At 71.5% G+C, this 24,009-nt stretch carries 21 protein-coding genes; 12 read left to right on the top strand and 9 right to left on the bottom strand.

Translation table 11 applies throughout. The features are described from left to right. Positions 1 to 62: 62 nt before the first annotated feature. The 6 genes from AB0I59_RS18640 to AB0I59_RS18615 are packed head-to-tail and all read left to right on the top strand — an operon-like array spanning position 63 to position 6,857. On the top strand, positions 63 to 1,370 hold the full coding sequence (locus tag AB0I59_RS18640) for an ROK family transcriptional regulator (protein ID WP_061255707.1): 1,308 nt from the start codon (positions 63 to 65) through the stop codon (positions 1,368 to 1,370). A 9-nt stretch (positions 1,371 to 1,379) separates the two neighbouring features. After that, positions 1,380 to 2,702, top strand: a complete 1,323-nt coding sequence (locus tag AB0I59_RS18635; RefSeq protein WP_061255706.1) for an extracellular solute-binding protein — start codon at positions 1,380 to 1,382, stop codon at positions 2,700 to 2,702. Positions 2,703 to 2,706: 4 nt separating this feature from the next. Then, positions 2,707 to 3,627 (top strand): carbohydrate ABC transporter permease, encoded by a 921-nt coding sequence (locus AB0I59_RS18630; RefSeq protein WP_061255705.1) that lies wholly within the window; start codon positions 2,707 to 2,709, stop codon positions 3,625 to 3,627. Positions 3,628 to 3,670: 43 nt separating this feature from the next. Then, the gene (locus tag AB0I59_RS18625; protein ID WP_358134208.1) at positions 3,671 to 4,555 is read left to right on the top strand and encodes a carbohydrate ABC transporter permease; all 885 of its coding nucleotides are present in this window, start codon (positions 3,671 to 3,673) and stop codon (positions 4,553 to 4,555) included. Next, on the top strand, positions 4,552 to 5,814 hold the full coding sequence (locus tag AB0I59_RS18620) for a 6-phospho-beta-glucosidase (protein ID WP_358134205.1): 1,263 nt from the start codon (positions 4,552 to 4,554) through the stop codon (positions 5,812 to 5,814). The genes AB0I59_RS18625 and AB0I59_RS18620 overlap by 4 nt, the downstream gene beginning before the upstream one ends. After that, a complete protein-coding gene (locus AB0I59_RS18615) occupies positions 5,811 to 6,857 on the top strand; it encodes an N-acetylglucosamine kinase (RefSeq protein ID WP_358134202.1) in 1,047 nt (348 codons plus the stop codon). The genes AB0I59_RS18620 and AB0I59_RS18615 overlap by 4 nt, the downstream gene beginning before the upstream one ends. Positions 6,858 to 6,908: 51 nt before the next feature. Here AB0I59_RS18615 and AB0I59_RS18610 read toward each other — a convergent pair whose 3' ends face one another. From AB0I59_RS18610 to AB0I59_RS18595, 4 genes are all read right to left on the bottom strand, one after another. Next, positions 6,909 to 7,382 (bottom strand): Lrp/AsnC family transcriptional regulator, encoded by a 474-nt coding sequence (locus tag AB0I59_RS18610; protein ID WP_082776880.1) that lies wholly within the window; start codon positions 7,380 to 7,382, stop codon positions 6,909 to 6,911. A gap of 66 nt (positions 7,383 to 7,448) precedes the next feature. Then, entirely contained in the window at positions 7,449 to 8,549 is a 1,101-nt protein-coding gene (locus AB0I59_RS18605) for a hypothetical protein (protein WP_358134199.1), read from the bottom strand. Positions 8,550 to 8,551: 2 nt separating this feature from the next. Beyond that, the gene (locus AB0I59_RS18600; protein WP_358134196.1) at positions 8,552 to 12,007 is read right to left on the bottom strand and encodes a WD40 repeat domain-containing serine/threonine protein kinase; all 3,456 of its coding nucleotides are present in this window, start codon (positions 12,005 to 12,007) and stop codon (positions 8,552 to 8,554) included. Positions 12,008 to 12,296: 289 nt separating this feature from the next. Beyond that, entirely contained in the window at positions 12,297 to 12,950 is a 654-nt protein-coding gene (locus AB0I59_RS18595; protein ID WP_358134193.1) for a GNAT family N-acetyltransferase, read from the bottom strand. A gap of 266 nt (positions 12,951 to 13,216) precedes the next feature. Here AB0I59_RS18595 and AB0I59_RS18590 point away from each other — a divergent pair, with 266 nt between their 5' ends. Together AB0I59_RS18590 and AB0I59_RS18585 are read left to right on the top strand one after the other, a co-directional pair. Continuing rightward, complete coding sequence (locus tag AB0I59_RS18590; RefSeq protein ID WP_358134190.1) at positions 13,217 to 14,098, top strand: HEAT repeat domain-containing protein; 882 nt, start codon at positions 13,217 to 13,219, stop codon at positions 14,096 to 14,098. Between the two features lie 95 nt (positions 14,099 to 14,193). Then, positions 14,194 to 14,676: a hypothetical protein gene (locus AB0I59_RS18585; RefSeq protein ID WP_358134187.1), complete on the top strand. Its 483-nt coding sequence runs from the start codon at positions 14,194 to 14,196 to the stop codon at positions 14,674 to 14,676. A gap of 116 nt (positions 14,677 to 14,792) precedes the next feature. On the opposite strand, the gene AB0I59_RS18580 is transcribed toward AB0I59_RS18585, so the two are convergent. After that, positions 14,793 to 15,908, bottom strand: a complete 1,116-nt coding sequence (locus tag AB0I59_RS18580) for a M24 family metallopeptidase (RefSeq protein ID WP_061255698.1) — start codon at positions 15,906 to 15,908, stop codon at positions 14,793 to 14,795. Between the two features lie 167 nt (positions 15,909 to 16,075). Between AB0I59_RS18580 and AB0I59_RS18575 the strand changes: the two genes are divergently transcribed. Both AB0I59_RS18575 and AB0I59_RS18570 read left to right on the top strand, forming a co-directional pair. Next, positions 16,076 to 16,930, top strand: coding sequence for a PP2C family protein-serine/threonine phosphatase (locus AB0I59_RS18575; protein WP_061255697.1), 855 nt, complete (start codon positions 16,076 to 16,078; stop codon positions 16,928 to 16,930). 93 nt (positions 16,931 to 17,023) lie between these two features. Continuing rightward, complete coding sequence (locus AB0I59_RS18570; RefSeq protein WP_061255779.1) at positions 17,024 to 17,929, top strand: 5'-3' exonuclease; 906 nt, start codon at positions 17,024 to 17,026, stop codon at positions 17,927 to 17,929. A 135-nt stretch (positions 17,930 to 18,064) separates the two neighbouring features. On the opposite strand, the gene AB0I59_RS18565 is transcribed toward AB0I59_RS18570, so the two are convergent. Next, positions 18,065 to 18,232, bottom strand: a complete 168-nt coding sequence (locus AB0I59_RS18565; RefSeq protein ID WP_169806557.1) for a hypothetical protein — start codon at positions 18,230 to 18,232, stop codon at positions 18,065 to 18,067. Between the two features lie 132 nt (positions 18,233 to 18,364). Continuing rightward, the gene (locus tag AB0I59_RS18560) at positions 18,365 to 21,079 is read right to left on the bottom strand and encodes a DEAD/DEAH box helicase (protein ID WP_061255696.1); all 2,715 of its coding nucleotides are present in this window, start codon (positions 21,077 to 21,079) and stop codon (positions 18,365 to 18,367) included. 192 nt (positions 21,080 to 21,271) lie between these two features. Between AB0I59_RS18560 and hemC the strand changes: the two genes are divergently transcribed. Beyond that, entirely contained in the window at positions 21,272 to 22,273 is a 1,002-nt protein-coding gene (hemC, locus tag AB0I59_RS18555) for a hydroxymethylbilane synthase (RefSeq protein WP_358134183.1), read from the top strand. A gap of 39 nt (positions 22,274 to 22,312) precedes the next feature. Further along, the gene (locus tag AB0I59_RS18550; protein ID WP_358134181.1) at positions 22,313 to 22,501 is read left to right on the top strand and encodes an NUDIX hydrolase; all 189 of its coding nucleotides are present in this window, start codon (positions 22,313 to 22,315) and stop codon (positions 22,499 to 22,501) included. Between the two features lie 63 nt (positions 22,502 to 22,564). Here the strand turns inward: AB0I59_RS18550 and AB0I59_RS18545 are convergent, their stop codons facing one another. Both AB0I59_RS18545 and AB0I59_RS18540 read right to left on the bottom strand, forming a co-directional pair. Continuing rightward, a complete protein-coding gene (locus tag AB0I59_RS18545; RefSeq protein ID WP_358134178.1) occupies positions 22,565 to 22,828 on the bottom strand; it encodes a hypothetical protein in 264 nt (87 codons plus the stop codon). Between the two features lie 134 nt (positions 22,829 to 22,962). Then, positions 22,963 to 23,487, bottom strand: coding sequence for a hypothetical protein (locus tag AB0I59_RS18540; protein WP_061255693.1), 525 nt, complete (start codon positions 23,485 to 23,487; stop codon positions 22,963 to 22,965). Positions 23,488 to 24,009 lie beyond the last annotated feature (522 nt).

Raw genomic sequence — 24,009 nt, 5'->3', positions numbered from 1 at the left:
CTTTACTTTCTCTTCCAGTTAGGGACCTTTCCTAACTTCTCTCGTCCCCTGGAAGGACTCCAGTGAGCCAGCCGACCCCCGGCACGCCCAGCCTGCTGCGCGCGATCAACGACCGCGCCGCGCTGATGGTCCTGCTCGAACGCGGTCCCCTCACCCGGCCCGAGCTCGGTGCGCTCACCGGCCTGTCCAAGCCCACGGCGTCCCAGTTGCTGGCCCGGCTCCAGGAGGCGGGCCTCGTCGTCCTCGACGGCATCCGCGAGGGCCTCCCCGGGCGTACGGCGGAGCTGTACCGGATCAACGCGTCCGCGGCGCACGTGGCGGCGCTCGACGTCACCCCGACGCGGATCGCCGTCGCCGTCGCCGACATCACCGGCGCGGTGGTCTCCGAGTACCGCCTGCCCACCCCCGGGCGGTCGGGCGGCGACATCGTGGAGAAGGTGCGGGCCGCGCTCGACGGCGCCTGCGCGGGCGTCAAGCTCGGCGACGGGGACCCTGGCACCGAACCCGGCACTGGGACCGGCGGCGGGATCGACGCCACCGCGCTGCGCCGCGTGGTCATCGGCATCGGCGGCGCCGTCGACCCGTCGACCGGCCGTCTCGGCTACGCCGCGCACATCCCGGGCTGGCACATCCCCGACGTCGTCGGCACCCTGCGTGACGGCGTCGGCGTGCCCGTCGACGTGGAGAACGACGTCAACCTCGTCGCCCAGGCCGAGCAGGCCCGCGGCGCCGCCCGTGGGCACCAGGACTACGTCCTCCTCTGGGCGGACGAGGGCATCGGCTCGGCGCTCGTGCTCGGCGGCAGGCTGCACAGAGGGGCCACCGGCGGCGCGGGCGAGGTCGGGTACATGCCCGCGATCGGCGCCCCCACGGCCCGCGACGTCGGCCGGCGCGCCGACCACGGCTTCCAGGCGCTCGCGGGCGGCCCGGCCGTACTGCGGATCATGCGCGCGCACGGGCTGCGCGGAACCACACCGGCGGCGGCCGTGCGGAACGCGGTGCTGGCGGCCGAGTCCGGCGGGCGGCTCGCCGCGGCGGCCGGTGAGGCGCTGCGGGAACTCGCCTCCCGCCTCGCCGTCGGCCTGGCCGCGATCACGGCGGTCGTCGATCCCGAGATCGTCGTCCTGTCCGGCGGGGTGCTGATCGCCGGAGGCGACCCGCTCCGTGAACTGGTCGAACGCGAGCTGCACACGCTGACCATCCCACGACCTCCGCTGCGCCTGTCCACCGTCGAGGGCAATCCGGTTCTCGCCGGCGCCCTCGACCTCGCCCTCGACACCGCGCGGGACGAGATCTTCGGATGGACCGGGCGCCGGGAAGCGCCGGAGCGGGGCGGCAACCCGCTCGCCACCACCCCCCTTCGCCCGTAGGAGGCACACGTGAAACGATTGCTGGCGATCTCCACCGCGGCCGGTCTCGCCCTGGTCACCGCCTGTACGGCGGGCACCGAGAACCCCGCTCCCGCGATCAAGTCCGCGACCGCGAACGACCCGGTCACCATCGAGTTCTGGCACGGTTTCAGCGCCGACAACGAGCTCAAGGCGTTCGAGGACAGCCTGGCCGGGTTCAAGCAGAAGTTCCCGTGGATCACGGTCAAGGCGACCAAGGCCATCCAGGACTCCCAGATCGTGCAGGCCGTACGCGGCGGCAACCCGCCGGACGTGGCGCTCTCCTTCACCACTGACAGCGTCGCCGAGTTCTGCAAGGCCGGGATCTTCCAGGACCTCAACCCGTACCTGGCCGCGAGCAAGATCGACGCGGCGACGCTGTTCCCGAAGGTGATCGCCGAGTACACCCAGTACGGGGGCAAGCGGTGCGTCATGCCGATGCTCGCCGACACCTACGGCCTCTACTACAACAAGAAGCTGATGAAGGGGAACGAGCCGCCGAAGACGCTGTCCGAGCTGGCCGACCTCACCAAGAAGCTCACGGTGAAGAACACCGACGGCACCATCAAGGTCGCCGGGTTCATGCCGACCAGCCAGATGTACGAGAACGCCCCGATCCACACCGGTGTCATGGTCGGCGCCAAGTGGACCAACCCCGACGGCACCTCCGCGATCGGCTCCGATCCCGCCTGGAAGACGCTGATGACCTGGCAGAAGGAGCTCACCGACTGGTTCGGCTACGACAAGCTGGAGAAGTTCCGCAAGAGCTTCGGCGACGAATGGTCCGCCGAGAACCCGTTCCAGCAGGGCAAGGTCGCCATGGCCATCGACGGCGAGTGGCGCAACGCCATGATCGCCGCCGACGCGCCAGATCTGGAATACGGCACCGCGCCGCTGCCGGTCGCCGACGACCAGGCGGCCAGGTACGGCGCCGGCTTCATCGCCGGCACGGTCATCGGCATCCCGCGCGGCGCCAAGCACCAGGAGGCCGCCTGGGAACTGGTCAAGTACCTCACCACCGACACAGACGCGCTGGTGACGCTCTCCAACGCGATCAGGAACGTGCCGAGCACGCTGCCCGCGCTGCAGTCGCCCAAGCTGAACAAGGACCCGAACTTCCAGACGTTCCTCGACATCTTCGCCAACCCGAACAGCTCCACGCTGCCCGCGCACATCAACTCGGTGTTCAACCAGCAGACCCTCCAGGAGGCCCAGATCGCCTGGGAGTCCGGCCGCGCCACCGACCTGGACGCGGTGCTCGCCGGGGTGGACAAGAAGATCGACGACAAGCTCAAGCTCACCGCGGGCGACTGACCTCATGGCCGCCATCACCCTCGGGAACCGGCTCCGCCCGCTCGCCTACCTCTCCCCCTGGCTGATCGGGTTCGCGGTCTTCTTCGTCTACCCGCTCATCTCCACGGTGTACTTCTCGTTCCAGCGGTACGACCTGTTCACCCTCGAACCGGTCGGGCTGCTGAACTACGAGTACTTCCTGAAGGACGAGGCCGCCTGGACCTCCATCAGGAACACGCTGTGGCTGGTGGTCGTGATGGTCCCGCTGCGCGTCGTCTTCGGCCTCGGCGTCGCGCAGCTCATCACCCGGCTGAAGGCGGGCGCCGGGATCTTCCGCACGATCTTCTACCTGCCGTCGCTGGTGCCGCTCGTCGCCGGGACGCTCGGCTTCGTCTACCTGCTCAACCCGAGCACCGGGCCGGTGCAGGCGATGCTCGGCGCGGTCGGCGTCCAGTCACCGGACTGGTTCGGCGACCCCGCCTACTCCAAGTGGGGGCTCACACTGCTGGCCCTGTGGTCCGTGGGCGACCTGATGGTCATCTTCATGGCCGCCCTGCTTGACGTGCCGAAACAGCTCTACGAGGCCGCCGCGCTCGACGGCGCGACCGGCTGGCGGCAGTTCGTGCACATCACGCTCCCGGTGATCCGGCCGGTGCTCATGTTCGCCGCGGTGACCGGGGTCATCCAGACCCTGCAGTACTTCACCCAGGCGATGGTGGCCGCGCGGGTCGCCTCCGGCGCGACCGACTCCGCCGGGTCGGTCTTCACCCCCGGCTATCCCGACCAGTCCACCCTGACCTTCCCCGAATGGCTGTTCCAGCAGGGGTTCCGCGACTTCGCGATGGGCTACGCGTGCGTGCTCGCGCTCATCCTGTTCGCGGTCTCCATGGTGTTCACCCTGATCCTGCTGCGTCAGTTCCGCGGGTTCGCCGAGGAGGAATCATGACCGCCGCCCCCGCGGTGATCTCCGTGCCGAGGAGCGTGGCGCCGTGACCGCGACCGCAGTTCCCGAGCGGGTGACGGCCCGCCCGCCCGCGCCCGCGCGCGGGCCCCGTGGCCGCGCCACGCTGTACTGGATCGCCAAGCACGCCGTGGCCATCGCCCTGGCCATCATGTTCCTCGGGCCTCTGGTGTTCATCGGGCTCACCGCCGTGATGAGCGACCAGCAGGCGCTGACGTCCCAGCTGTGGCCCACCACCTGGAACTGGGACAACTTCTCGGACATCTTCGAGAAGGCGCCGCTGCTGACCTGGATCCGCAACACGCTCATGTACTCGCTGCTCGCCACCGCGTTCATGCTGCTGTCGTCGATCCCCGTGGCGTACGCGCTGGCGCGGTTCAGGTTCCGGGGGCGCAAGCTGGCGTTCCTGCTGGTCATCACCATGATGATGCTTCCGCCGCAGGTCGTCGCCGTACCCGTCTATCTGGTGTGGGCGCGGTTCCACCTGACCGGGACACTGTGGCCGCTGATCATCCCCATGCTGCTCGGCGACGCCTTCTCGATCTTCCTGCTGCGCCAGTTCCTCGTGACGATCCCGCGCGAGTACTCCGACGCGGCCCGGGTGGACGGCTGCGGCGAGTTCCGGACGCTCATGCGGGTGATCCTGCCGATGGCCAGACCGGCCATCGCCGCCGTCGCCCTGTTCCAGTTCTTCTACTGCTGGAACGACTACTACGGCCCGCTGCTGTACGCGGGGACCGACCTGGACAACTGGACGCTGTCGCTGGGGCTGGCCGCGTTCCGGTCGGTGCACCGGGTCCAGTGGAACCTCACCATGGCCGCGACCGTCCTGGCCATGGCACCCGTGATCGTCGTGTTCTTCTTCGCCCAGAAGGTCTTCATCGAGGGCGTCAAACTGACAGGAGTGAAATGAAGCTGGCCGTTGTCGGGGGCGGCTCCACGTACACACCGGAGCTGATCGACGGGTTCGCCCGCCTGCGTGACGAACTCCCGCTTTCCGAGATCGTCCTGGTCGATCCGGACGAGCACCGTCTGGCGCTCGTGGCCGGGATGGCCAGGCGGATGCTGGTCCGCGCCGGCCATTCCGCCACGGTCGGCACGGCCACGACCGTCGAGGACGGCGTCGCCGGGGCGGGAGCCGTGCTGCTGCAGTTGCGGGTCGGCGGGCAGGCCGCCAGGAACGTGGACGAGACGCTGCCGCTCGAATGCGGCTGCGTCGGCCAGGAGACGACCGGTGCGGGCGGCCTGGCCAAGGCGCTGCGCACGGTCCCGGTGGTGCTCGACATCGCCGAGAAGGTGCGCCGCCTCGCGCCGGACGCGTGGATCGTGGACTTCACCAACCCCGTGGGCATCGTCACCAGGGCGCTGCTCGACGCGGGCCACCGCGCGATCGGCCTGTGCAATGTGGCGATCGGATTCCAGCGCCGCTTCGCGGCCGGTCTCGGCGTGACCCCCGACCGGATCTCGCTCGGCCACGTCGGTCTCAACCACCTGACCTGGGTGCGCTCCGTCCATCTCGACGGGGAGGACGTCCTCCCCCGGGTGCTCGCCGAGCACGGCGAGGAGATCGCCGCCGGTCTCGAACTGCCGGTGGAGCTGATCCGCGACCTCGGGGTGGTCCCCTCGTACTATCTGCGCTACTTCTACGCGCACGACCTGGTGGTCGAGGAGCAGCGGCGCAAGCCGTCGAGGGCGGCCGAGGTGGCGGCCATGGAGTCCGCGCTGCTCGACCTGTACGCCGACCCCTCGGTGGACACCAAGCCGGAACTGCTGGAGAAGCGGGGAGGCGCCTTCTACTCGGAGGCGGCCGTGGCGCTGATCGCGTCACTCGTGAACGACCGGGGCGACGTCCAGGTGGTCAACACCCGCAACGGCGGCACGCTGCCGTTCCTGGACGCCGACGCGGTCATCGAGGTGCCCGCCCGCATCACCGCCGCCGGGGCCGTGCCGCTGCCGGTCGATCCGCTCGAACCGCTGTACCGGGGCCTGATCGGGCACGTCTCCGCGTACGAGTCGCTGGCCCTGGAGGCGGCGCTGCGCGGCGGCGAGCGGCGGGTGCGGGACGCGCTGCTCGCGCATCCGCTGGTCGGGCAGGCGTCCCTGGCGGACGACCTGGCCCGGCTGCTCGTCGAGGCCAACCGGTCCCATCTCGCCTGGGCGGTGTCCCGGTGACCGAGCGTCGCCCGCGTACCGTGCTGGCGGTCGACGGAGGGAACAGCAAGACGGACGTGGCCCTCGTGTCCGAGGACGGGTCCGTGCTGGCCACCGGCAGGGGCGCGGCGTTCCTGCCGCAGAGCGCCGGGGTGGCGGCGGCGATCGACGTGATCGGCGAGATCGTGGAGCGGACCCTCCCTCAGGCCGGTCCCGCGCCGGCTTCGTCGGCTTCGTCGGCCTCGCCCGGCGAGGCGGACCACGCCCGTCACGCCGGTCACATCGCCGATCACATCGCCGCGTACGTCGCGGGGGCCGACCTGCCGATCGAGGAGGAACGGCTCCGCGACGAGCTGCTCCGCCGCGGCCACGCGCCGGACGTCGTCGTGGGCAACGACACCTTCGCACTGCTGCGCGCCGGGGCCAGGGGCCCCTGGGGCGTGGCGGTGGTCTGCGGCGCCGGCATCAACGCGGTCGGCGTCGCCCCTTCCGGCGAGGTGGCCAGGTTCCCCGCGCTCGGCCGGCTCAGCGGCGACTGGGGCGGCGGGTACGGCCTCGGCGAGGAGGCGCTCTGGCACGCCGCGCGCGCCGAGGACGGCAGGGGTCCGCGGACCGCCCTGGTGGACGTGGTCCGCGCCGGGTTCGGCACGGCGACGGTCGAGGAGGCCGTCATAGGGCTGCACTTCGGGGAGCTGCCCGTCGAGCGGCTGCACGAGCTGGTGCCCCCGCTGCTCGCGGCGGCGCGGAGCGACACGATCGCCCGCGGCCTCGTCGAGCGGCTCGCCGAGGAGGTGACCGTGCTCGGCGAGGTCGCGATGCGCCGCCTCGGCCTGCTGGACGGGCCCTGCGAGGTCGTGCTCGGCGGAGGCGTGCTCACCGCGGGCGACGAGCTCCTCATGGCGCTCATCGAGCGGAGGTACGCGGAGCGCGCCCCGCACGCCGTGCTGGTCGTCGCCGACGTGCCGCCGATCGTCGGAGCCGCCCTGCTCGGCCTCGACCGGATCGGCGCGGCCCCCGAGGCGTACGAGCGGGTGCGCGGGCACTTCCTTCCCGCCCAGGTGTAGTGGCCCGGCGCGCGAACGCTGAACGGGCGGCCCGGCACCGGGGCCGCCCGTTCAGCGTTCGGCGTCGTCCCCGGTCAGGCCGGGCTCGATCTCGGGGGCGCGGTAGTCGTACGGCGTGCTCAGGACGATCGTGGTGCGGGTGCTCACGTTCGCCGAGGCGCGGATCTGCTGCAGCAACTCCTCCAGGGCGATGGGCGAGGCGACCCGGACCTTGAGAATGTAGCTCTCGTCGCCGGCCACGCTGTGGCACGCCTCGATCGCCGAGATGTGGCTGAGCCGTATCGGCGCGTCGTCGGGCGCGGCCGGGTCGATAGGCTTGATGGAGATGAACGCGGTCAGCGGAAGGCCGATCTCGTCGTAGTCGACGAGCGCCGCGTATCCGCGGATCACGCCACGTTTCTCCAGCCGGCGTACGCGCTGGTGCACGGCCGACACCGACAGCCCGGTCTCCTTGGCCAGATCGGTGAAGCTCATCCGGCCGTCACGGGCCAGCAACGACACGATGCGGCGATCGATCTCCTCCACGTCTGAAACGGTAGCGCCGTATCGGCGCGTCGCGTGCCGACAAATGGTGTCAGTTTGCCCTTTCCCTCATCTCACCTTCACCTGGCGGGTCTTCGGAGCGGCCTTCAGATCTCCGCTCTGGCCGCTGTAGCGCACCTGCCACTCGCCCGACCTCGCCGCCGTGAGCTTCTTGGTGAAGGAACCGTTGTTCGTGGTCGTCGCCCTGGCGACGGGAGCCGACGACCACGAACCGCCGGAGGGCTTGAACCAGAAGGTCACCTCCCTCGACGGGGCGGCCACCCATTCGACGCCGGGCGGCGGATCCAGCGGGGTCTCGTGGATCAGCTTGCCCGTGTGCTTCACGAGCTTCCCCGAGCCCGCTACGGACGGGAGCGCGTTGTACCCGGAGAACCGCGACCGCATCTTGGGGCCGCTGCGCACCATCGAGTAGGCGGCCTCGCTCCGTGTACTCCGGAGGGCGCGGTAGCCGTCGGACCCGCGCGGCGTGCCGAGATAGTCCGCGCGCCACCATCCCGGCTCCCACGCGTCGAGCGTCACGGCGAACTCGCCGGACTCGTCCGTGCCGATCTCCGCGATCTCGCTCCACGACAGCGCGTCCTCCTGCCGGAAGGACAGCACGATCCGGTGCTTCTCCGGCCGGACCCGCTCGGCCTTCAAGGCCCCGCTGAGCGTGATCGGCGCGTCCTCCTCCACCTGCTCGGGGCTGACGCGGAAGTCGACGATCGCGGCCGGATCCCTCTCCTCCGCGTCCTCGACCGAGAACTCCAGCTCGTGGGCCGACTCGCCCAGCGTCATGGTCGCCCGCCAGATGCCGCGCGCGGCCCTCGGCGAGAAGACGTGCTCCGCCCGCCATCCCTCCTCGAACGGCGACTCGGCGGCGCGGTGGAAGTCCAGCTCGGTACGCCACCCGTCGGGGCCCGAGAGGACCCCGCGCGGCGGTTCGCCGCCCGATCCGCCGGTGACGACGTCGATCCGGACCGGAACCCTGGCGTCGGGGTCCAGGACCACCGGGTCCGGCGTGACCTCGGCGTACTCGACGGCCGGCGGATCCGGACGGTCGCGGCCGTCGAGGCGGTCGGTCCGGTCACCGCCCCGGCCGCCGCTCCGGTCACCGCTCCGGCCGCCGGTGAGACGCGCGAGTCCAAGGAGAAGGAGAAGTCGCAGCACGATCAGCACACCTTCCGGTAGGACACCTCGGGGATGAGGCGTCGCCATTCGTCCTCTGACAACGTCGCCCCCGCGCGCGCGCACACCGCGGTGGCGGCACGCCCGGGATCGACGGGATAGCGCTGGAGCGTTCCGTCCCAGCCCAGGCTGTAGAGATCGCGTCCCCCCGCGCCGAACGCCAGGGCCGTCACCTGACCCGTGTGGGCCGTGTACGGCTGGCCCAGCGGAAGTCGCGCCGCCACGTCCCAGACGCGTACGCTGCCGCTCGCCCCTCCGGTGGCGAGGAACCGGCCGTCCGGGGAGAAGGCCAGCGCGACCACGTCGTCGAGACGCCCCTGGAGCGGCGCCAGACGGCCCGTCCTGCGGCGGGTCGTGGCGTCCCACAGGTCCACGCCGAGCTTGCTGAACCCGGTCGCGACGGTGCGGCTGTCCGGGCTGAACGCCACCGAGCGCACGCCGTCGTCGCTGGGCCCGAAGGGCCGGTCCCAGACCGGCCCTCGGGGCAGCGCGACGAGCGCGTTGGCCAGGCCGCCAACGGCGAGGGCCCCGCCGTCCGGCCGGAACGCCATGACGTCCCCGCCGTCGTGCGCGAGGACGTCGCTCCTGGTCCGGCGGGCCACGTCCCAGAGCTGCACCGGCTCGGGGCTGCCGCTCGACGGGCTGACCGCGAGCGTCCGCCCGTCCGGGCTGAACGCCAGCCCGCCCACCCAGTTCACGTCCGCGAGGGGGAGCGCGGCCAGCCGTACCCGCCGGGACACGTCCCAGAGGGTGAGGACGGGCGGGTCCTCCGCGCCCACGGCGAGGACCCGCCCGTCCGGGCTGAACGCGAGCGCCGTGGCGGCCGGGGACGCCAGGGGAGGTCCCAGCCTCCGCCCGCCGGCGACGTCCCACAGTTCAAGGGAGGTTCCGGTCTGCACGGCGGCCAGCCGCGCGTCGCGGCTGAAGGCGACCGTCTGGATCTCGGGGGCGAGCCTCAGGGAGTGGGCGCCGGCGTCCACGTCCAGCACGGCGACCGCCCCTCCTCCCAGCAGATAGCTGAGGGTGCGGCCGTCGGCGCCGATCCGCGCGGACGGCATGCCGGAGGTGTCGCCCAGGGGATAGCGCAGGAGCGACACGCCCTCGGCCGACCACAGGCCGACGCTCCTCTTGTCGTAGGTGACGACGAAGCGCCCGTCGGCGCTGAACGCCAGCCAGACCGCGCCCGCCCCCTCCAGCCGCCCTCCCCTGCGGGCCCGTTCCGGCAGGTCCCAGAAGACGACGTCCGCGCCCGCGCTCACCGCCAGGGTCCGCCGGTCCGGGCCGAAGGCGACCCAGACCGCCCGCCCTTCGCCTGGTACGGGCAGCCGCCTCCCCGTGGTGACGTCCCACAGCTCGAACCGGTCGCCGTCCAGCATCGGGGCCGCCAGCCGGTCGTCGTACGACATCGCCACGGCCTCGACCCCGGCGTCCGCCCGGTCGACCATCCGGGTGCCCTCGGCGGTGTCCCAGACCTGCCACCTGCCGCCCTCGGTCACCAGGCCGAGCGACCGCCCGCTCGGGCTGAAGTCCAGCCACCTCGCCACCTGGCCGATCTCCGAGCCCGCGGGCCGCCGCGACACGAGATCCCAGACGCGCACCGAGCGCTCCCCCGCGACCGCGAGCCACCTGCCGTCCCGGCTCAGCGCCACATCCCGTACGGCACGGCCGACCCCGGAGACGGCGCCCCGCTCCCTGCCGGCGGCCACATCCCACAGCACCGCCCGGTCCTGGTCGACGACGGCGAGGGTCCGCCCGTCGCCGCTGAGGCCGAACCGCGCCTCCGCGGTCACCTTCGGCGGCGGTGACACGCTGTGCTCGCGCTGGGCGAGCGAGCTGTACAGCGCGGCGCGTGCCTCCGACACTGGGGCGAGCCGCCACGCGGCGACGCTCAGCAGCATCGCCCTGGCCGGGTCCGCCGACCGCAGCGAGTCCGCCCGCGCCGCGGTCTGCCGCGCGGCGGCGACGTCACGCTGCCGGGCGGCGGCCGCCCCCTGGACCACCGCGACCACCGCCGACGCCAGCACCAGGACGAGCAGCGCGGAGAGCGCCCCGGTGAGCTGGCGCCTGCGGCGGCCCCGCACCCGGCCCAGCGCGAGGGACGCGTCGAGGAAGGCGCTCTCCAGCAGGTTGAGCGTGACGTGCTGCCGCCCGGTGGCGGCCCAGGCGACCGCGGTCTCCAGCGCGGTGCCCTGGTAGAGATCGCCGGGGCGGCGGCCGTGCCGGTCCCACATCCCCGCCGCGTCGCCGAGTTGCCGGTGGATCCGCAGGCCGTCCCTGTCCGCGTCGATCCACTCGCGCATCCGGGGCCATGCGCGCGGCAGGGCCGCGTTCGCGAGGGAGACGGCGTCGCCCTCGCGTGCCACCACGTCCATCCGGGCGAACCCGGACAGCACGCGCTCGGCCGTCGCCGGGCCGACCACGCCGTCGAGGAGTTCGCCGGGGTGGATCTTCCTCGGCAGGTCGTCCTCGCCCTCCCCCGGCGTGACCATGCGGAGCAGGATCCTCGGCACCAGCGCACGGTCCGCGGGGCCGAGTCCGGAGTAGGCGTCCTCGGCCAGCGCGGCGAGCGACGGCGGCGACGTGCCGGCGGGGGGCCGGACCAGCTCCGCCGTACGGGTGCCCGCCGCGAGCAGCAGCGCCAGTTCGTTCCTGCCGCCGACGAGGCCGAGCAGCAGCGACCTGGCGGTCGGCCGGTCGCGCGGGTCCTTGGCCATGGCGGCGGCGACCAGGCCGCGCAGCGGCTCCTCGATCATGGAGAGGTCGGGTTCCGCGCCCAGGATGCCGTGGAAGAGAGACGCGATGCCGTCCCCTCCGAACGGCTCGCGCCCGGTCGCGGCGAAGGCCGTCACGGCGCCCCACGCCCAGATGTCGACCGCCGGGCCCGCCCGCTGCCCGAGGACGCTCTCCGGGGCCATGAACGCCGGGGTCCCGGCCACGTGCCCGGTGGTCGTGAGGGACATCTCCCGGGTGCGGGCGATCCCGAAGTCGATCACCCGTGGTCCGTCGGGGCCGATGAGCACGTTGTCCGGCTTGAGATCGCGATGGATGACCGACGCCTGGTGGATGGCCGCGAGCGCGGTCGCCACGCCGGTGGCCAGCCGGTAGAGCCGGTCCTCCTCGTACGGCCCGTCCCGCTCCACGGCCTGCCGCAGGCTCGGCCCGCCCACGTACTCGCTGACGATGTACGGCAGGGCCGCGTCGAGGTCGGCCTCGATCACTCTGGCGGTGCAGAACGGCGACACCTTCCGCGCGGCGGCGGCCTCCTTGGCGAACCTGGCCCGCATGCCGGCGCCGTCGTCCGCCCGCAGCACCTTGACGGCCACCCGGCGGCCCGTCGCGTCGTATGCCTCGTAGACGACTCCCTGGCCGCCCTCACCCAGCCGCCCGGCCAGCCAGTAGTCACCGAGCCGGCGCGGATCGCCGGGAGCCAGGGCCGCCATGCACCGATGGTGCAACGCCGCCCGTGTACCGGCCAAGAGCGTCTTTCCTCGCCGACGTGACCTGTCCCGTTCGTCCCACCTGGGCCGTCCCGATCAATCAGGCTTTCAGGTGAAAAATGCGTTTGCCCGGTGAAGAGCCGATTCGCGACGCTGATCGGTATGAACGTGCCCTATCGGCAGATCCGTGCCGCCTACTCCGAGGAGTCCGTCACCGTCTATCCCCTGCCCGCGCCTCTCGCGGACGCCATCGGCGCCACACCGGGCGGCGAGGCCGCCTGACCGTCGGCTCTCACACGTCGGCGGCCGGGACGAGCAGGGCCTCGGCGCCGACGGGGGTGAACCCGGCGGACAGGAAGGCCCGGACGCTGGCCGCATTCCCCGGAGCGATCTGGGCCCACACCACCTGTCCTTCGCCGAGCAGGTGCCGCCCGGCACGGGCGAGCCGCGCGCCGAGCCCCCGGCCCCGGTATCCGGGATCGACCTCCACCGCGATCTCCCACCGGCCGGCCACGCCCCGGCCCAGCAGCACGATCCCGCCCTCCGCCCGCCACACCCGCACCCCGTCGCGATGCCGTACGGCACGGCGCACCCGGGGATGGTCGGGATCGGCGAGTTCGCTGAGGGACACCGGGGGTGGACCGGCCAGCGGACCGGCCACCACCAGCATGTCCACGTTGTTCACGCTGCGCCCGGTCCGCTTCTCCAGAGCGCTGAGGAACGGCGGGTTCAGCGGCGCGGACAGATCGTCACCGGGAAGCAACCCGCGCGCCCACTCGGGGTCCACGTCCGCGAAGACCACGCTGTGCCCGGTGAAGGCGATCACGCCGCAGTCGCGGTCGTTCGGCTGGCCCAGGACGCGCACGGCGCCGTCCGCGTCCGGGTACTCGCCCCTGCCGACTCCATCCAGCACCTCCGCGAGCGGATGCGTCAGCGAGTCTCCCACCGGCGCTCGACCCGGGATATCGCCCTCAGGGCCACCGTCCAGGATCACGCCCCACCTTTCCTTCACAGTTCCGGCCGAGGGTCCCGGCACCTGTTCGCGTACGACATGCGACCGATCGCCGAGATCGTCGCATCAGTCCGTTCTCGGATCAACTCCTTGATCGCGCCCATGGCGGTCATCCCGCACACTGGATGACTTGACTCCCAAGCCGCCGCCGAACACCGGTCAGCGTACCCGTGGCATCCAGACCGACGGAGGAATCACACGTGTTGGAACAGCTGAACGGGATTCGCTGGGACGAGCTGAAGCACAACTACGGCGCGGCCGACGACATTCCCGGGCTGCTGCGCCAGATCATCGACGGCCCCGCCGCCGATGAGGCACTGTTCAAGCTGGAGAACAACCTCTTCCACCAGGGCGGATGGATCTGCTCAGCCGCACCCGCCGCTGTGCCGTTCCTCGTCGAACTGGCCGCCGCCCCCGGTGTTCCCCTCCGCTCCAAGCTGGTGGCACTTGTCGGAAACGTGGCGTACGAGGCCGGAGAGCTCAGGGGGCGAGGGGTCGATCCGGCTTGGCAGGAGGCGTGGGCGGCATCCATACCTCCGCTGCTGGAGTTGCTCGACGACGCCGACGTCCACGTACGGCGGATGACGACGTGGGCGCTCGGGGCCGCGCGTCCACAGGCCGAGACGGTCGTGGAGCGATTGCGCGCCAGGTGGCCGGCCGAACCCGACCTGACCGTACGGCTCGGGCTGGTGCTCGCCGCGGGCAAGCTGTCCCCGCACGGCGCCACCTGGCTGCAAGGTCTGCGGGAGCATCCCGAGCCTCAGGTACGACTGGCCGCGACGATGGCGCTCAGCCGCCTGGCCGCGGACATCGACCTGGTCTGCGGCGCCGTCCGCGACGGTGATCTCGCGGCCTGGCGGCACAACCCGTGGTACGGGGGCACACCCGAGTCACTGGTCTGGGGTATCGACCACGAGCTGGGCGGGCACTGCCGGGCACGCATCCGCTTCGCCACCAGGATGCTGGCGCATCGCGACCCGCAGGTGCGGATCGGTGGGGTGAAGGCGGGGGGGCGTCGTCCTGAGCACCTGGCTGTCCGCGCTGCCCGAACTGCTCCCTCCGCTGGTCGAGCACCTCGATGACCCCGACGCGACGGTCCGCGCGTTCGCGCTGCACCTGCTCGTCGCCAGCGGCGAGGCAGGGCCGCACCTGGACCGGCTGGCCGCCATGCTGGCGGATGAGACGCGACTGTCCCGTCGCGGGAAGGCCCGCATCGCCGACGTCGCGTTGTGGGGGCTGGCGTGCCGCGCTGCCGGGTCTGCACGAGTTGCTCGGACGGCTTGAGGGATGGGACGACGTCCTCGTACCCGCCGCGCGCGATCTCCTGCGCCGGGCTGACAACTTCGAACTGCGACGTGTCCTCGCCCAGACTCTGGAAGCGTGGGGAGCGTCGGCGGCGCCCGCCGTACCGGAGCTGAGGAGTCTGCTCGACGGCGACGCGCGCCTGTGGGCCGCCGCGGCGCTCGGCGCCATCGGCCCCGGATATCTCGGCGAGATCGGCGCCCCCGCCGCCGGCGCTGCCCCGTTGCTGGAAGCGGCCCTCGCCGGCGACCTGCGACTGAACTACTTCGGCGGCTGGCGCGCGTTCGCGGAGGATGGCGAGCGGCGCCGCCACCTGCGGCGTGCTCTAGATCGGATACAGGACGCCACCGCGCGCTGACCCGCGATGGCGCGCCCGATATGGGTCCCGATATGGGTACGGCTTCGCGATCGGGGCGACCGGGGTCACCGGCCACCCCGATCGTGAAGCCTGACCGCCATCAGCGCACAGAGGTGTCACACGATGACGAGGTCACGCGTGGAGTGGTTGAGCCGCTCTCCCTCGGTCTCCCCGCAGATCATGATGTCCTCGATGCGCGCGCCGTGCTTGCCGGGAAGGTAGATCCCGGGCTCGACGGAGAAGGCGAATCCCGGCTCCATCAGGGCCGTGTTGCCGGAGACGATGTACGGGTCCTCGTGGGTCTCCAGGCCGATGCCGTGCCCGGTCCGGTGGATGAAGTACTCGCCGTAACCGGCCTCCGTGATCACGTCGCGGGCGGCGGCGTCCACGGACTCGCAGGTCACGCCGGGGCGTACGTGGGCACAGGCCGCCTCCTGGGCGTCCTTGAGCACCTCGTAGTACTTCACGAACTCGGGTGACGGCTCACCGACGCAGTAGACCCGGGTGGAGTCCGAGCAGTAGCCGCTCGGCATGGTGCCGCCGATGTCCACCACCACGGCGTCGCCCGGCTGGATGACCCGGTCGGACACCTCGTGGTGCGGGCTGGCGCCGTTCGGGCCGGAGCCGACGATCACGAAGTCGACCGTGACATGCCCGGCGGCGAGGATCGCCTCGGCGATGTCCCGGCCCACCCCGCGCTCGCTGCGGCCCGCCTTGAGGAACCGCGGCACCTGGGCGTGGACGGCGTCGATGGCGGCACCCGCGGCCCGCAGTGCCGCGGCCTCGGCCGGGGACTTGCGCGCGCGCAGGGGGCTCAGCACACTCCCGGCCAGCACCTGCTCGACCCCGGGCATCGCGTCGCGGAACCGCAGTGACTGCAGAGCCCACATCCGGTCGGCGAGACCCACCTTGGACAGGGACCCCAGCCGATGCGCGACCTGGCCGTACGGGTCGTCCGTCTCGTCCCAGGCGACGAACTCGACGCCGAGCCGCGAGGCGGGCGAGTGCTCGGCGGCCGCCAGTTCGAGCCGGGGAACCATCATGAACGGCTCTCCCGAGGCGGGGACGACGAGGCAGGTGAGCCGCTCCAGGGGCAGCGCGTCGTAGCCGGTGACGTAGCGCAGGTCGGGTCCGGGCGTCAGCAGCAGCGCGCCGAGGCCCGCGGCCGCGGTCGCCTCCTGAACGGCGGCGAGACGGGACACGGGATAGAGATCAGAGGACGTCGTTGTCACGCGCTCCAATCTAACGAGGAGCTCGGGTCCGGCACACACCAGGTACCGGCCCGAGGCTGGTCGGGGCCCCACCCCCGCGGTACGTGAAACGGTCTCGCGATGCTACGCTGCGCGTCGGAACAATCACTTTCCGTTCCCCATCCCTTCCTGCTCGAGGAGCTGTTCACATGATCGCCGTAGCTGGCGGCGCCGGGCCATGCCCTCCCTTCACCGGCGAACGCACAGTGGTCCCCGCGACGACCACGGAGATCGTGGACCGGCTGCGGACGCAGCTTCTCGAAGTACGCGAGCAGGCCGCCGAGGACCGCACCATCACACTGGCGCTGCGGGACGCGATCCTGCCCGAGCCCGGCGGCTCGATCGACCTGCCGCACGCGCGGGTCGCGGTCCGCTACGTCCCGGCGGAGAAGGCGGCCAGCCTCGGCGGCGACTGGTACGAGGCGGCCCAGTTGCCCGACGGCCGGATGCTCCTCGCGATCGGCGACGTCTCCGGTCACGGCCTGCCGGCCATCGCGCAGATGGCCCAACTCCGGCACGCCCTGGTGGGACTGACCATGACGGGCGAGTCCCCGGACCGGCTGCTGGCGTGGCTCAACGAGCTCGTGCTCAGCCGCCTCGACGAGACCACCGCGACCGTGATCATCGGCCGTTTCGACCCGGCGACCCGCGTCTTCACCTGGGCCCAGGCGGGCCACCTGTCCCCGATCCTCGTCCGGGACGGCGTCGCCCGCCAGCTCCAGCCGCCGCAGGGCATGGTCCTCGGCGCCGCGCCCGGCCCGCGGTACAACGTGGCGGAGATCCTGCTCCACCCCGACGACCTGCTGCTGATGTTCACCGACGGCCTGGTGGAGCGGCGCTCGCGCGACATCGACGAGGGCCTGGCCCTCACCCTGGGGGCGGCGGAGACGATCTCGGGGCACGACGACCTCGATCCCGGTCTCGACCGGCTCCTCGACGCGCTCGGCGGTCCCAACCCGGAGGACGACACCTGCCTCCTCGCGGTCGGGGTCCTCGACGGCTAGGCGCCACCGGGACCCGGAAACGCGACCGGGAGAGGATTTCCCTCCCCGGTGCGCCCGGCGGACCCTCTCCCTGGCCATGATGGACGGGTGCTGATGCTTCTCGACACCCCTTCGCTCTACTTCCGCGCGTTCTACGGTGTGCCGGAGTCGATGACCGCGCCGGACGGCATGCCGGTCAACGCCGTACGCGGGCTCATCGACATGATCGCCACCCTGGTGCGCGACCACTCGCCCACGCGGCTCGCCGCCTGCATGGACGCCGACTGGCGGCCCGCCTTCCGGGTCGCGGCGATTCCCACGTACAAGGCGCACCGCGTCGCGACGGGCGACGAGGAGGAGGTGCCGGACACCCTCGTGCCCCAGATCCCCGTGATCGAGGAGATCCTCGACGCGGTCGGCATCGCACGGCTCGCCGCCGACGGATACGAGGCCGACGACGTCATCGGGACGCTGACGTACCGGGAGGCCGGGGCGGTGGACATCGTCACCGGGGACCGCGACCTGTTCCAGCTCGTGGACGACGCCAAGCCCTGCCGGGTCCTTTACACAGTAAGAGGCATTCGTAACCTTCAGACGATCGATGAGGGATTTGTCGCCCAGAAGTACGGGATCCCCGGCCGGGGCTACGCGGACTTCGCGACGCTGCGCGGCGACCCCAGCGACGGTCTCCCCGGCGTGCCGGGTGTCGGCGAGAAGACGGCGGCCACGCTGATCAGCCGGTTCGGCTCGCTCGACAAGCTGATCGCCGCCCTGGACGAGGGGGTCCAGGAGGGCTTCCCCGCCGGGGCGCGGGCCAAGCTGGCGGCCGCTCGCGACTACCTGAACGTCGCGCCCGCCGTGGTGAAGGTGGCGCACGACGCGCCGGTTCCCGGCACCGGCCTGGCCTGCCCCACCGCGCCGCTCGACGCCGACCGCCTGGTGGCCCTCTCCGACAGGTACGGCCTGGACGGCCCGCTGAACCGGCTCCTCTCCGCGCTCTCCTCGCGCGCCGCGACCTGACCCCGCCGCCGCCACGCGCGCCCGGCACGCGCCATCACCTGCCATCCGTCAGTCGTCACATGTGATCACGGCGACGGGCCCCGAGGACGAGTGTCCTCGGGGCCCGCGCGTTTCCGGTGCGGTAGCCGCGGGAGGCTACTTCTTCAGGCTCCAGCTCGTGCCGTACCCGCCGAGGTGCAGCGCGAGGAAGAACAGTCCGGCGACGCCGAGCGTGGTCACCGTGAGGACGGCGCCGACGGCCCAGCCGCCGATGGCGAAGACCAGTGCTGCGAGGAAGAAGAGCGCGGCGAGGAGAGCGAACATCCCTACCTCCAGGGACTGCGGGGCTTGTTGTAGGGAGATTTCCACCCAGATCACCCGAGAACCTTGCCCTGTGGTTACTGTGCGCGAACTGGCCGCTACACGCCCCCGACCGGGCGGTCAGTTCGCCGCCGATCAGTTGACCGAGGAGTACGCGACCACGCCCCGGCGCAGCGCGTCGATGGCCTTGTTCGCGTTCTCCTTGACCTTGCTTCCGACCGGCGCGGCGTCCCTGAGCTGGCCGAGGAGGTCGAGCAGTTGCTTCATCCAGCGGACCAGGTCACCGGCCGCGAGATCGCCGTCGGTGAGAACGGCGTCGAGGCTGTGCCCCTTGGCCCACCGGAACGCCACCCAGGCGAACCCGAGGTCGGGCTCCCTGATGAACGACAGCCCGTGGTCCTCCTCGATGGACTCCAGCTCGCCCCAGAGCCGGATCATGGCCGCCAGCGCCTCCTTGGCGGCGCCGGCCGGGATGCGCGGGCTGCGGGCGTCGTCGGACTGCCGCGACTCGTAGATCAGCGACGACACGCAGGCGGCGAGCTCCGCCGGGTCCAGCGTCTCCCACAGGCCCGCGCGCAGGCACTCCGCGGTGAGCAGGTCCAGCTCGGTGTAGAGCTTGGCCAGCCGCCGCCCCTCCTGGGTGACGGTCTCGCCCTCCAGGTAGCCGAGCTGGTCGAGCACACCGCACACCCGGTCGAAGGTCCGGGCGATCACATGGGACCGGCCCTCGACCCTGCGGCGCAGGACCTCGGTCTCGCGCAGCAGCTTGTGGTACCGCTCGGCCCACCGCGCGTGGTCCTCCCGCTCGTCGCAGCCGTGGCAGGGGTGCTGCCTCAGCTGCCGCCGCAGCCGCAGGATCTCCTCGTCCTCGGCCGCGTGGTCCTTGGCGCGGGGCGGCTTGCCGAGATCACGGTCGCCGATCTTGGCGTGCATGGTCGAGACGAGGTTGGCCCGCTCCTTCGGGGCCCGCGCGTTGAACCCCTTGGGGATCCTGATCCGCTCGACCGGCTCCACCGGCACCGGGAAGTCGGCCGGGGACAGCCGCTTGACCTGCTTGCCCGCGGTGAGCACGAGCGGGGAGGGCCCTTCGCCCCGGACGTTGACCCCCGGATCGAGGACCACCGCCAGCCCCGCGCGCCGCCCGCCGGGGACCCGGATGACGTCTCCCGGCTTCAGCTCCTCCAGGGACTGCACGGCCTGCGCCCTGCGGGCGGCCCCGCGCTGGCGGGACAGCTCGGCCTCCCGGTCCGACAGCCGCCTGCGCAGCCCCGCGTACTCCTGGAAGTCGCCGAGGTGGCACGTCATGGCCTCGGCGTAGCCCTCGAGAGCCTGCTCGGACTTGCGCAGCTGGCGGGCCAGCCCGACGACCGCCCGGTCGGCCTGGAACTGGGCGAACGAGTCCTCCAGCAACGCGCGGGCACGGGCCCGGCCGACCTGCCCGACGAGGTTGACCGCCATGTTGTACGACGGGCGGAAGCTGGAGCGCAGCGGGTACGTGCGGGTGCTGGCGAGCCCGGCGACGCCGATCGGGTCCATGCCGGGCTGCCACACCACGACCGCGTGGCCCTCGACGTCGATGCCGCGCCGCCCGGCGCGACCGGTCAGCTGGGTGTACTCCCCCGGGGTCAGGTCGGCGTGGGTCTCGCCGTTCCACTTGTCGAGCTTCTCGATGACCACCGACCGCGCGGGCATGTTGATGCCCAGGGCCAGGGTCTCGGTCGCGAACACCGCCTTGACCAGGCCCTTGGTGAACAGCTCCTCCACGACCTCCTTGAACGCGGGCAGCATGCCCGCGTGGTGCGCGGCGAGGCCGCGCTCCAGGCAGTCGCGCCACTCCAGGTAGCCGAGGATCGCGAGATCCTCGTCCGGTAGGTGGGCCGTGCGCTCGTCGACGATCTGGCGGATCTCGTGCCGCTCCCGCTCCGTCGTCAGCCGCAGACCGGCGTACAGGCACTGCATGACGGCGGTGTCGCACCCGGCGCGGGAGAAGATGAACGTGATCGCGGGCAGCAGCCCCTCCGCGTCGAGCTTCTCGATGATGTCCGGCCGGTGCGGGGCCGGGCCGCGCCTCGGCCGGGTGTACCCCCGCCGGCCCCGGGCCTGCGCCAGCCGCACCTCGTCACGGGAGATCCGCATGAGGTTGGGGTTGATGCGCAGCACGCCGTCGCCCTCGTTGGCGAACAGGTCATACAGGCGGTTGCCGACCAGCATGTGCTGCCAGAGCGGCACGGGACGGTGCTCGTCGACGATGACCGTGGTGTCGCCGCGGACCTCGCCGAGCCACTCGCCGAACTCCTCGGCGTTGCTGACGGTCGCGGAGAGCGCGGCCACTCGCACCGACTCGGGCAGGTGGATGATCACCTCTTCCCAGACGGCGCCGCGGAACCGGTCGGCGAGATAGTGCACCTCGTCCATGACCACGTAGCCGAGACCGGCGAGCGTGCCGGACCCCGCGTAGAGCATGTTGCGCAGGACCTCGGTGGTCATGACCACGATCGGCGCCTCGCCGTTGACGCTGTTGTCCCCGGTCAGCAGGCCGACCTTGGCCGCGCCGTAGCGGCGGACGAGGTCGTTGTACTTCTGGTTCGACAGCGCCTTGATGGGCGTCGTGTAGAAGCACTTGCGGCCCTGCTCCAGGGCGAGATGGACGGCGAACTCCCCGACCACGGTCTTGCCGGACCCGGTCGGGGCGGCGACCAGGACACCGTCACCGGCCTCCAGGGCCTGACAGGCGTCGATCTGGAACTCGTCGAGGGCGAAGTCGTACAGACCCCGGAACGAGGTGAGGGCGGGCCCGCTACCGGCCTGCTGCTCACGGAAGGCGGCGTAGCGTTCCGCAGGCGTGCTCATGGGTCCAACCCTACCGATCCCGGGATGATCGGCTGTCCTCGGCTGTATTTGGCTGTGTTTGGCCGTATGAGGCTGCCGAGGTCAGGACACACCACACCCGATCAGACCCAGACCTCGCACGCGGTCACCAGAATGTCGCTGGTAGCACGGCCGCCGTCCAGGTAGATCACGATCAGGAAGAAGTCGACCACGATGACCAACGCGCTCACCGACATGCTCGCGGCCCGCTTCGCCGTAGCCCCACTGCGGATCGGTACCCGCACTTCCGTCCTGGCCCGTGTCCAGGCCGAGCACGTCGCCATGCTCGTTAGCAAGCACGCACCCGGCATACCAGTGGAGATCGTCCCCACCCAGGTCAGTGCCGACCTGTGGCCCGGCGACCTCTCCGAACTCGGCGGCAAGGGCGCGTTCTCCAAGGAGATCGACCGCGCCCTCATCAGCGCACAGGTCGACATCGCCGTGCACTGCATGAAAGACGTCCCCGGAGACGTGCCCCTCGCCGAAGGAACCGCCTTCGGCGCCTACCTGCCGCGGGACGACGTCCACGACGTCGTGATCACACGGGACGGCACCCCGCTCGCCGACCTCCCCACCGGGTCCTTGATCGGCACCAGCTCCGTGCGCCGCCGCGCCCAGCTCTCCATCTACCGGCCCGACCTGCGCACCGAACGCATCCGCGGGAACATCGACACCCGGCTCGCGAAGCTCGATGAGCCGGACAGCAGGTACACCGCGCTGATCCTCGCCCACGCCGGCCTCAGCCGCCTGGACATCCTGGACCGCCACCACGAGGTCCTGCCCATCGACTTCCACCCCTCCGGCGAGGGCGCGATGTCGATGGTCCCGGCGGTCGGCGCCGGCGTCCTCGGCGTCCAGGCCCGCCAGGCGGACACCCCCGTGATGCGGCTGCTCGACGAACTCAACCACCCGGCCACAGCCAGGCACATCCTCGCCGAGCGGACGATGCTCCACATGCTGCACGGCCACTGCAACTCCCCGATCGCCGGATACGCCTCCACCACCGCCGACGGGCAGCTGAGCCTGTACGGGATGGTGTTCAACCGCGACGGTTCGCAGTTCGTCCGCTCCCACGCGTGGGGCGACGTCGACGACCCGGCCACCCTCGGCTGCCGCGTCGCCGCCGACCTTCTCCACCAGGGCGCCCGCCGTCTGATCACCGCCACCCGCACATGACCGCGGACCCCGCCTTACTCGCCGGAAGGACGGCCGCGCATGGGGGTGTTCTTCACCGCCTCCCGCTGGGAGGGCGAGGTCGTGAACGCCGAACCGGGCAAGTGCGCCAAGCTCATCTGGGCGCCGCCGGACATGCTGCCGGACAACACGGTGCCGTACACGGCCGCGGGTGTCGGCTTCTGGATGTCCGGCTGCAGCATCGGCGTACCCGGCTGGCCCCAGCAGTAGGGCCTCGCACACAGTCGAGCGCCCCGCACCCTGGCGAAGGGTGGCGGAGCGCTCTGGTGTGGATCAGCAGGCCAGTTCTGGGGAGATGCCTGCGGCGTTGCCGTCGCCTCCGTTGCCGCCGTTGGCGTTGTTGTTGCCACCGCCGCTGATCGCGCCCCCGCTACCACCGTTGCCGCCGCGTGCCGCGACGAGCTGGGCGAGGACATCGGCCGGGATCTCAAAGCCCCGGTTCTCCCTGACCTCACGCTCCCGCCGCTGCTCCGGCTGGCTGACCCGGATGTTGTTGATCACATGCTGGCGATCTATGGCGATGGCGGCCCATCTCACCGGCCTGGTCCCACACCCGAAGCGGATCGACGTCCGGAACTCCACCCCCACACCCTTCGCCGCGGGACCATGACAGCCGACGAGATCTCCGAGAACCTCGCCGCGTACCGCCAGAGCATCGACTGCTCAGGGCATCAGTTGGTGCAGTCCTGATTGTTGAGGGCGAGGGCCATCTCGTAGATCCGGCCGCGTGACAGCAGGAAACGGTAGGAGGCCTTCCGGTTGCCCGGGACGGTGACGACGGGGTATCCGCTCGCCGACTGCTTCAGTTTGGGGTAGGCATCCTTCAACTCCGCCTCGGTGGAGCCGATCCCGATCCCCTGAGGGGTCATGACCCCCTTGGGGGCGAAGATCATGGCCACGCCGCGCCTCTTGGAGATGTACAGGCCCACTTCGTCGCGGCCGGTCGGGTGCGCCTTCAGGTCCCAGCCCGTGCACGGGCTCCAACTGGCCTTGGACACGATCTTCTTGGTCGCACGGGCCTGCTTGGCGCTCATCCCGAGCTTCACACCGCCGTATCCGTACGGCCCCAACGTGCCGGTCGCGTACGCGGTGGACGCGGCGACCGCGGCGGGTGCGACGCCGCCCCACAGCACCCCCGCGGCCAGCGCCACCACCAGCGCCGGACGGCCCAGCCGCCGGACAACCGCGTGCTTCATCGTGCTTCCTCCATCATGGTCGTGAGTCATACGCCGGTTCGACTGAAGATCAGTCGCGAGGTTTTCGACACCTCGCCGGCACGGCGACCGCGCACATCGGTGACCGCAGCGGCGAGTACGCCGTCCGTCGCGCACTGAACGCGGCCGAGGTCGCGGCGATGACGGGAGATCTTTTCTCCTGCCGAGAAGCTAGTGATCTCCGCTTGGAGATCGCTGGAAGTTAGATTGTGGTGCGGTGCGGCCTTCACTCACGGTGGGGAAGGTCACCATGATGACCGGGCCTCCCCACAGATCTCGCGTCCGTCAACGCCGTCCACGCCCGCATGGGATTCGGGCCGGCGTTGACGGAAGGTCACGACCGGCTCGAGCTAGAGCGTCGGAGTCGGGTTCCCCGGAGTCGGAGTCGGGTTCCCTGGAGTCGGAGTCGGATTGCCCGGAGTCGGAGTCGGGTTCCCCGGAGTCGGAGTCGGGTTCCCCGGAGTCGGAGTCGGGTTCCCCGGAGTCGGAGTCGGATTGCCCGGA

Source organism: Microtetraspora glauca, from assembly GCF_040656155.1.
Taxonomy (GTDB): domain Bacteria; phylum Actinomycetota; class Actinomycetes; order Streptosporangiales; family Streptosporangiaceae; genus Microtetraspora; species Microtetraspora glauca.
Note: the sequence above shows the minus strand (reverse complement) of the source record. Positions and strands in the feature narration are given on the sequence as shown.

Coding starts and splice junctions, on each gene's coding strand:
- AB0I59_RS18630 (WP_061255705.1), top strand. CDS start 2,707: ATGGCCGCCATCACCCTCGGGAACCGGCTCCGCCCGCTCGCCTACCTC.
- AB0I59_RS18620 (WP_358134205.1), top strand. CDS start 4,552: ATGAAGCTGGCCGTTGTCGGGGGCGGCTCCACGTACACACCGGAGCTG.
- AB0I59_RS18600 (WP_358134196.1), bottom strand. CDS start 12,007: ATGGCGGCCCTGGCTCCCGGCGATCCGCGCCGGCTCGGTGACTACTGG.
- AB0I59_RS18585 (WP_358134187.1), top strand. CDS start 14,194: ATGAGACGCGACTGTCCCGTCGCGGGAAGGCCCGCATCGCCGACGTCG.
- AB0I59_RS18575 (WP_061255697.1), top strand. CDS start 16,076: ATGATCGCCGTAGCTGGCGGCGCCGGGCCATGCCCTCCCTTCACCGGC.
- AB0I59_RS18570 (WP_061255779.1), top strand. CDS start 17,024: ATGCTTCTCGACACCCCTTCGCTCTACTTCCGCGCGTTCTACGGTGTG.
- AB0I59_RS18565 (WP_169806557.1), bottom strand. CDS start 18,232: ATGTTCGCTCTCCTCGCCGCGCTCTTCTTCCTCGCAGCACTGGTCTTC.
- AB0I59_RS18560 (WP_061255696.1), bottom strand. CDS start 21,079: ATGAGCACGCCTGCGGAACGCTACGCCGCCTTCCGTGAGCAGCAGGCC.
- hemC (WP_358134183.1), top strand. CDS start 21,272: ATGACCAACGCGCTCACCGACATGCTCGCGGCCCGCTTCGCCGTAGCC.
- AB0I59_RS18550 (WP_358134181.1), top strand. CDS start 22,313: ATGGGGGTGTTCTTCACCGCCTCCCGCTGGGAGGGCGAGGTCGTGAAC.
- AB0I59_RS18540 (WP_061255693.1), bottom strand. CDS start 23,487: ATGAAGCACGCGGTTGTCCGGCGGCTGGGCCGTCCGGCGCTGGTGGTG.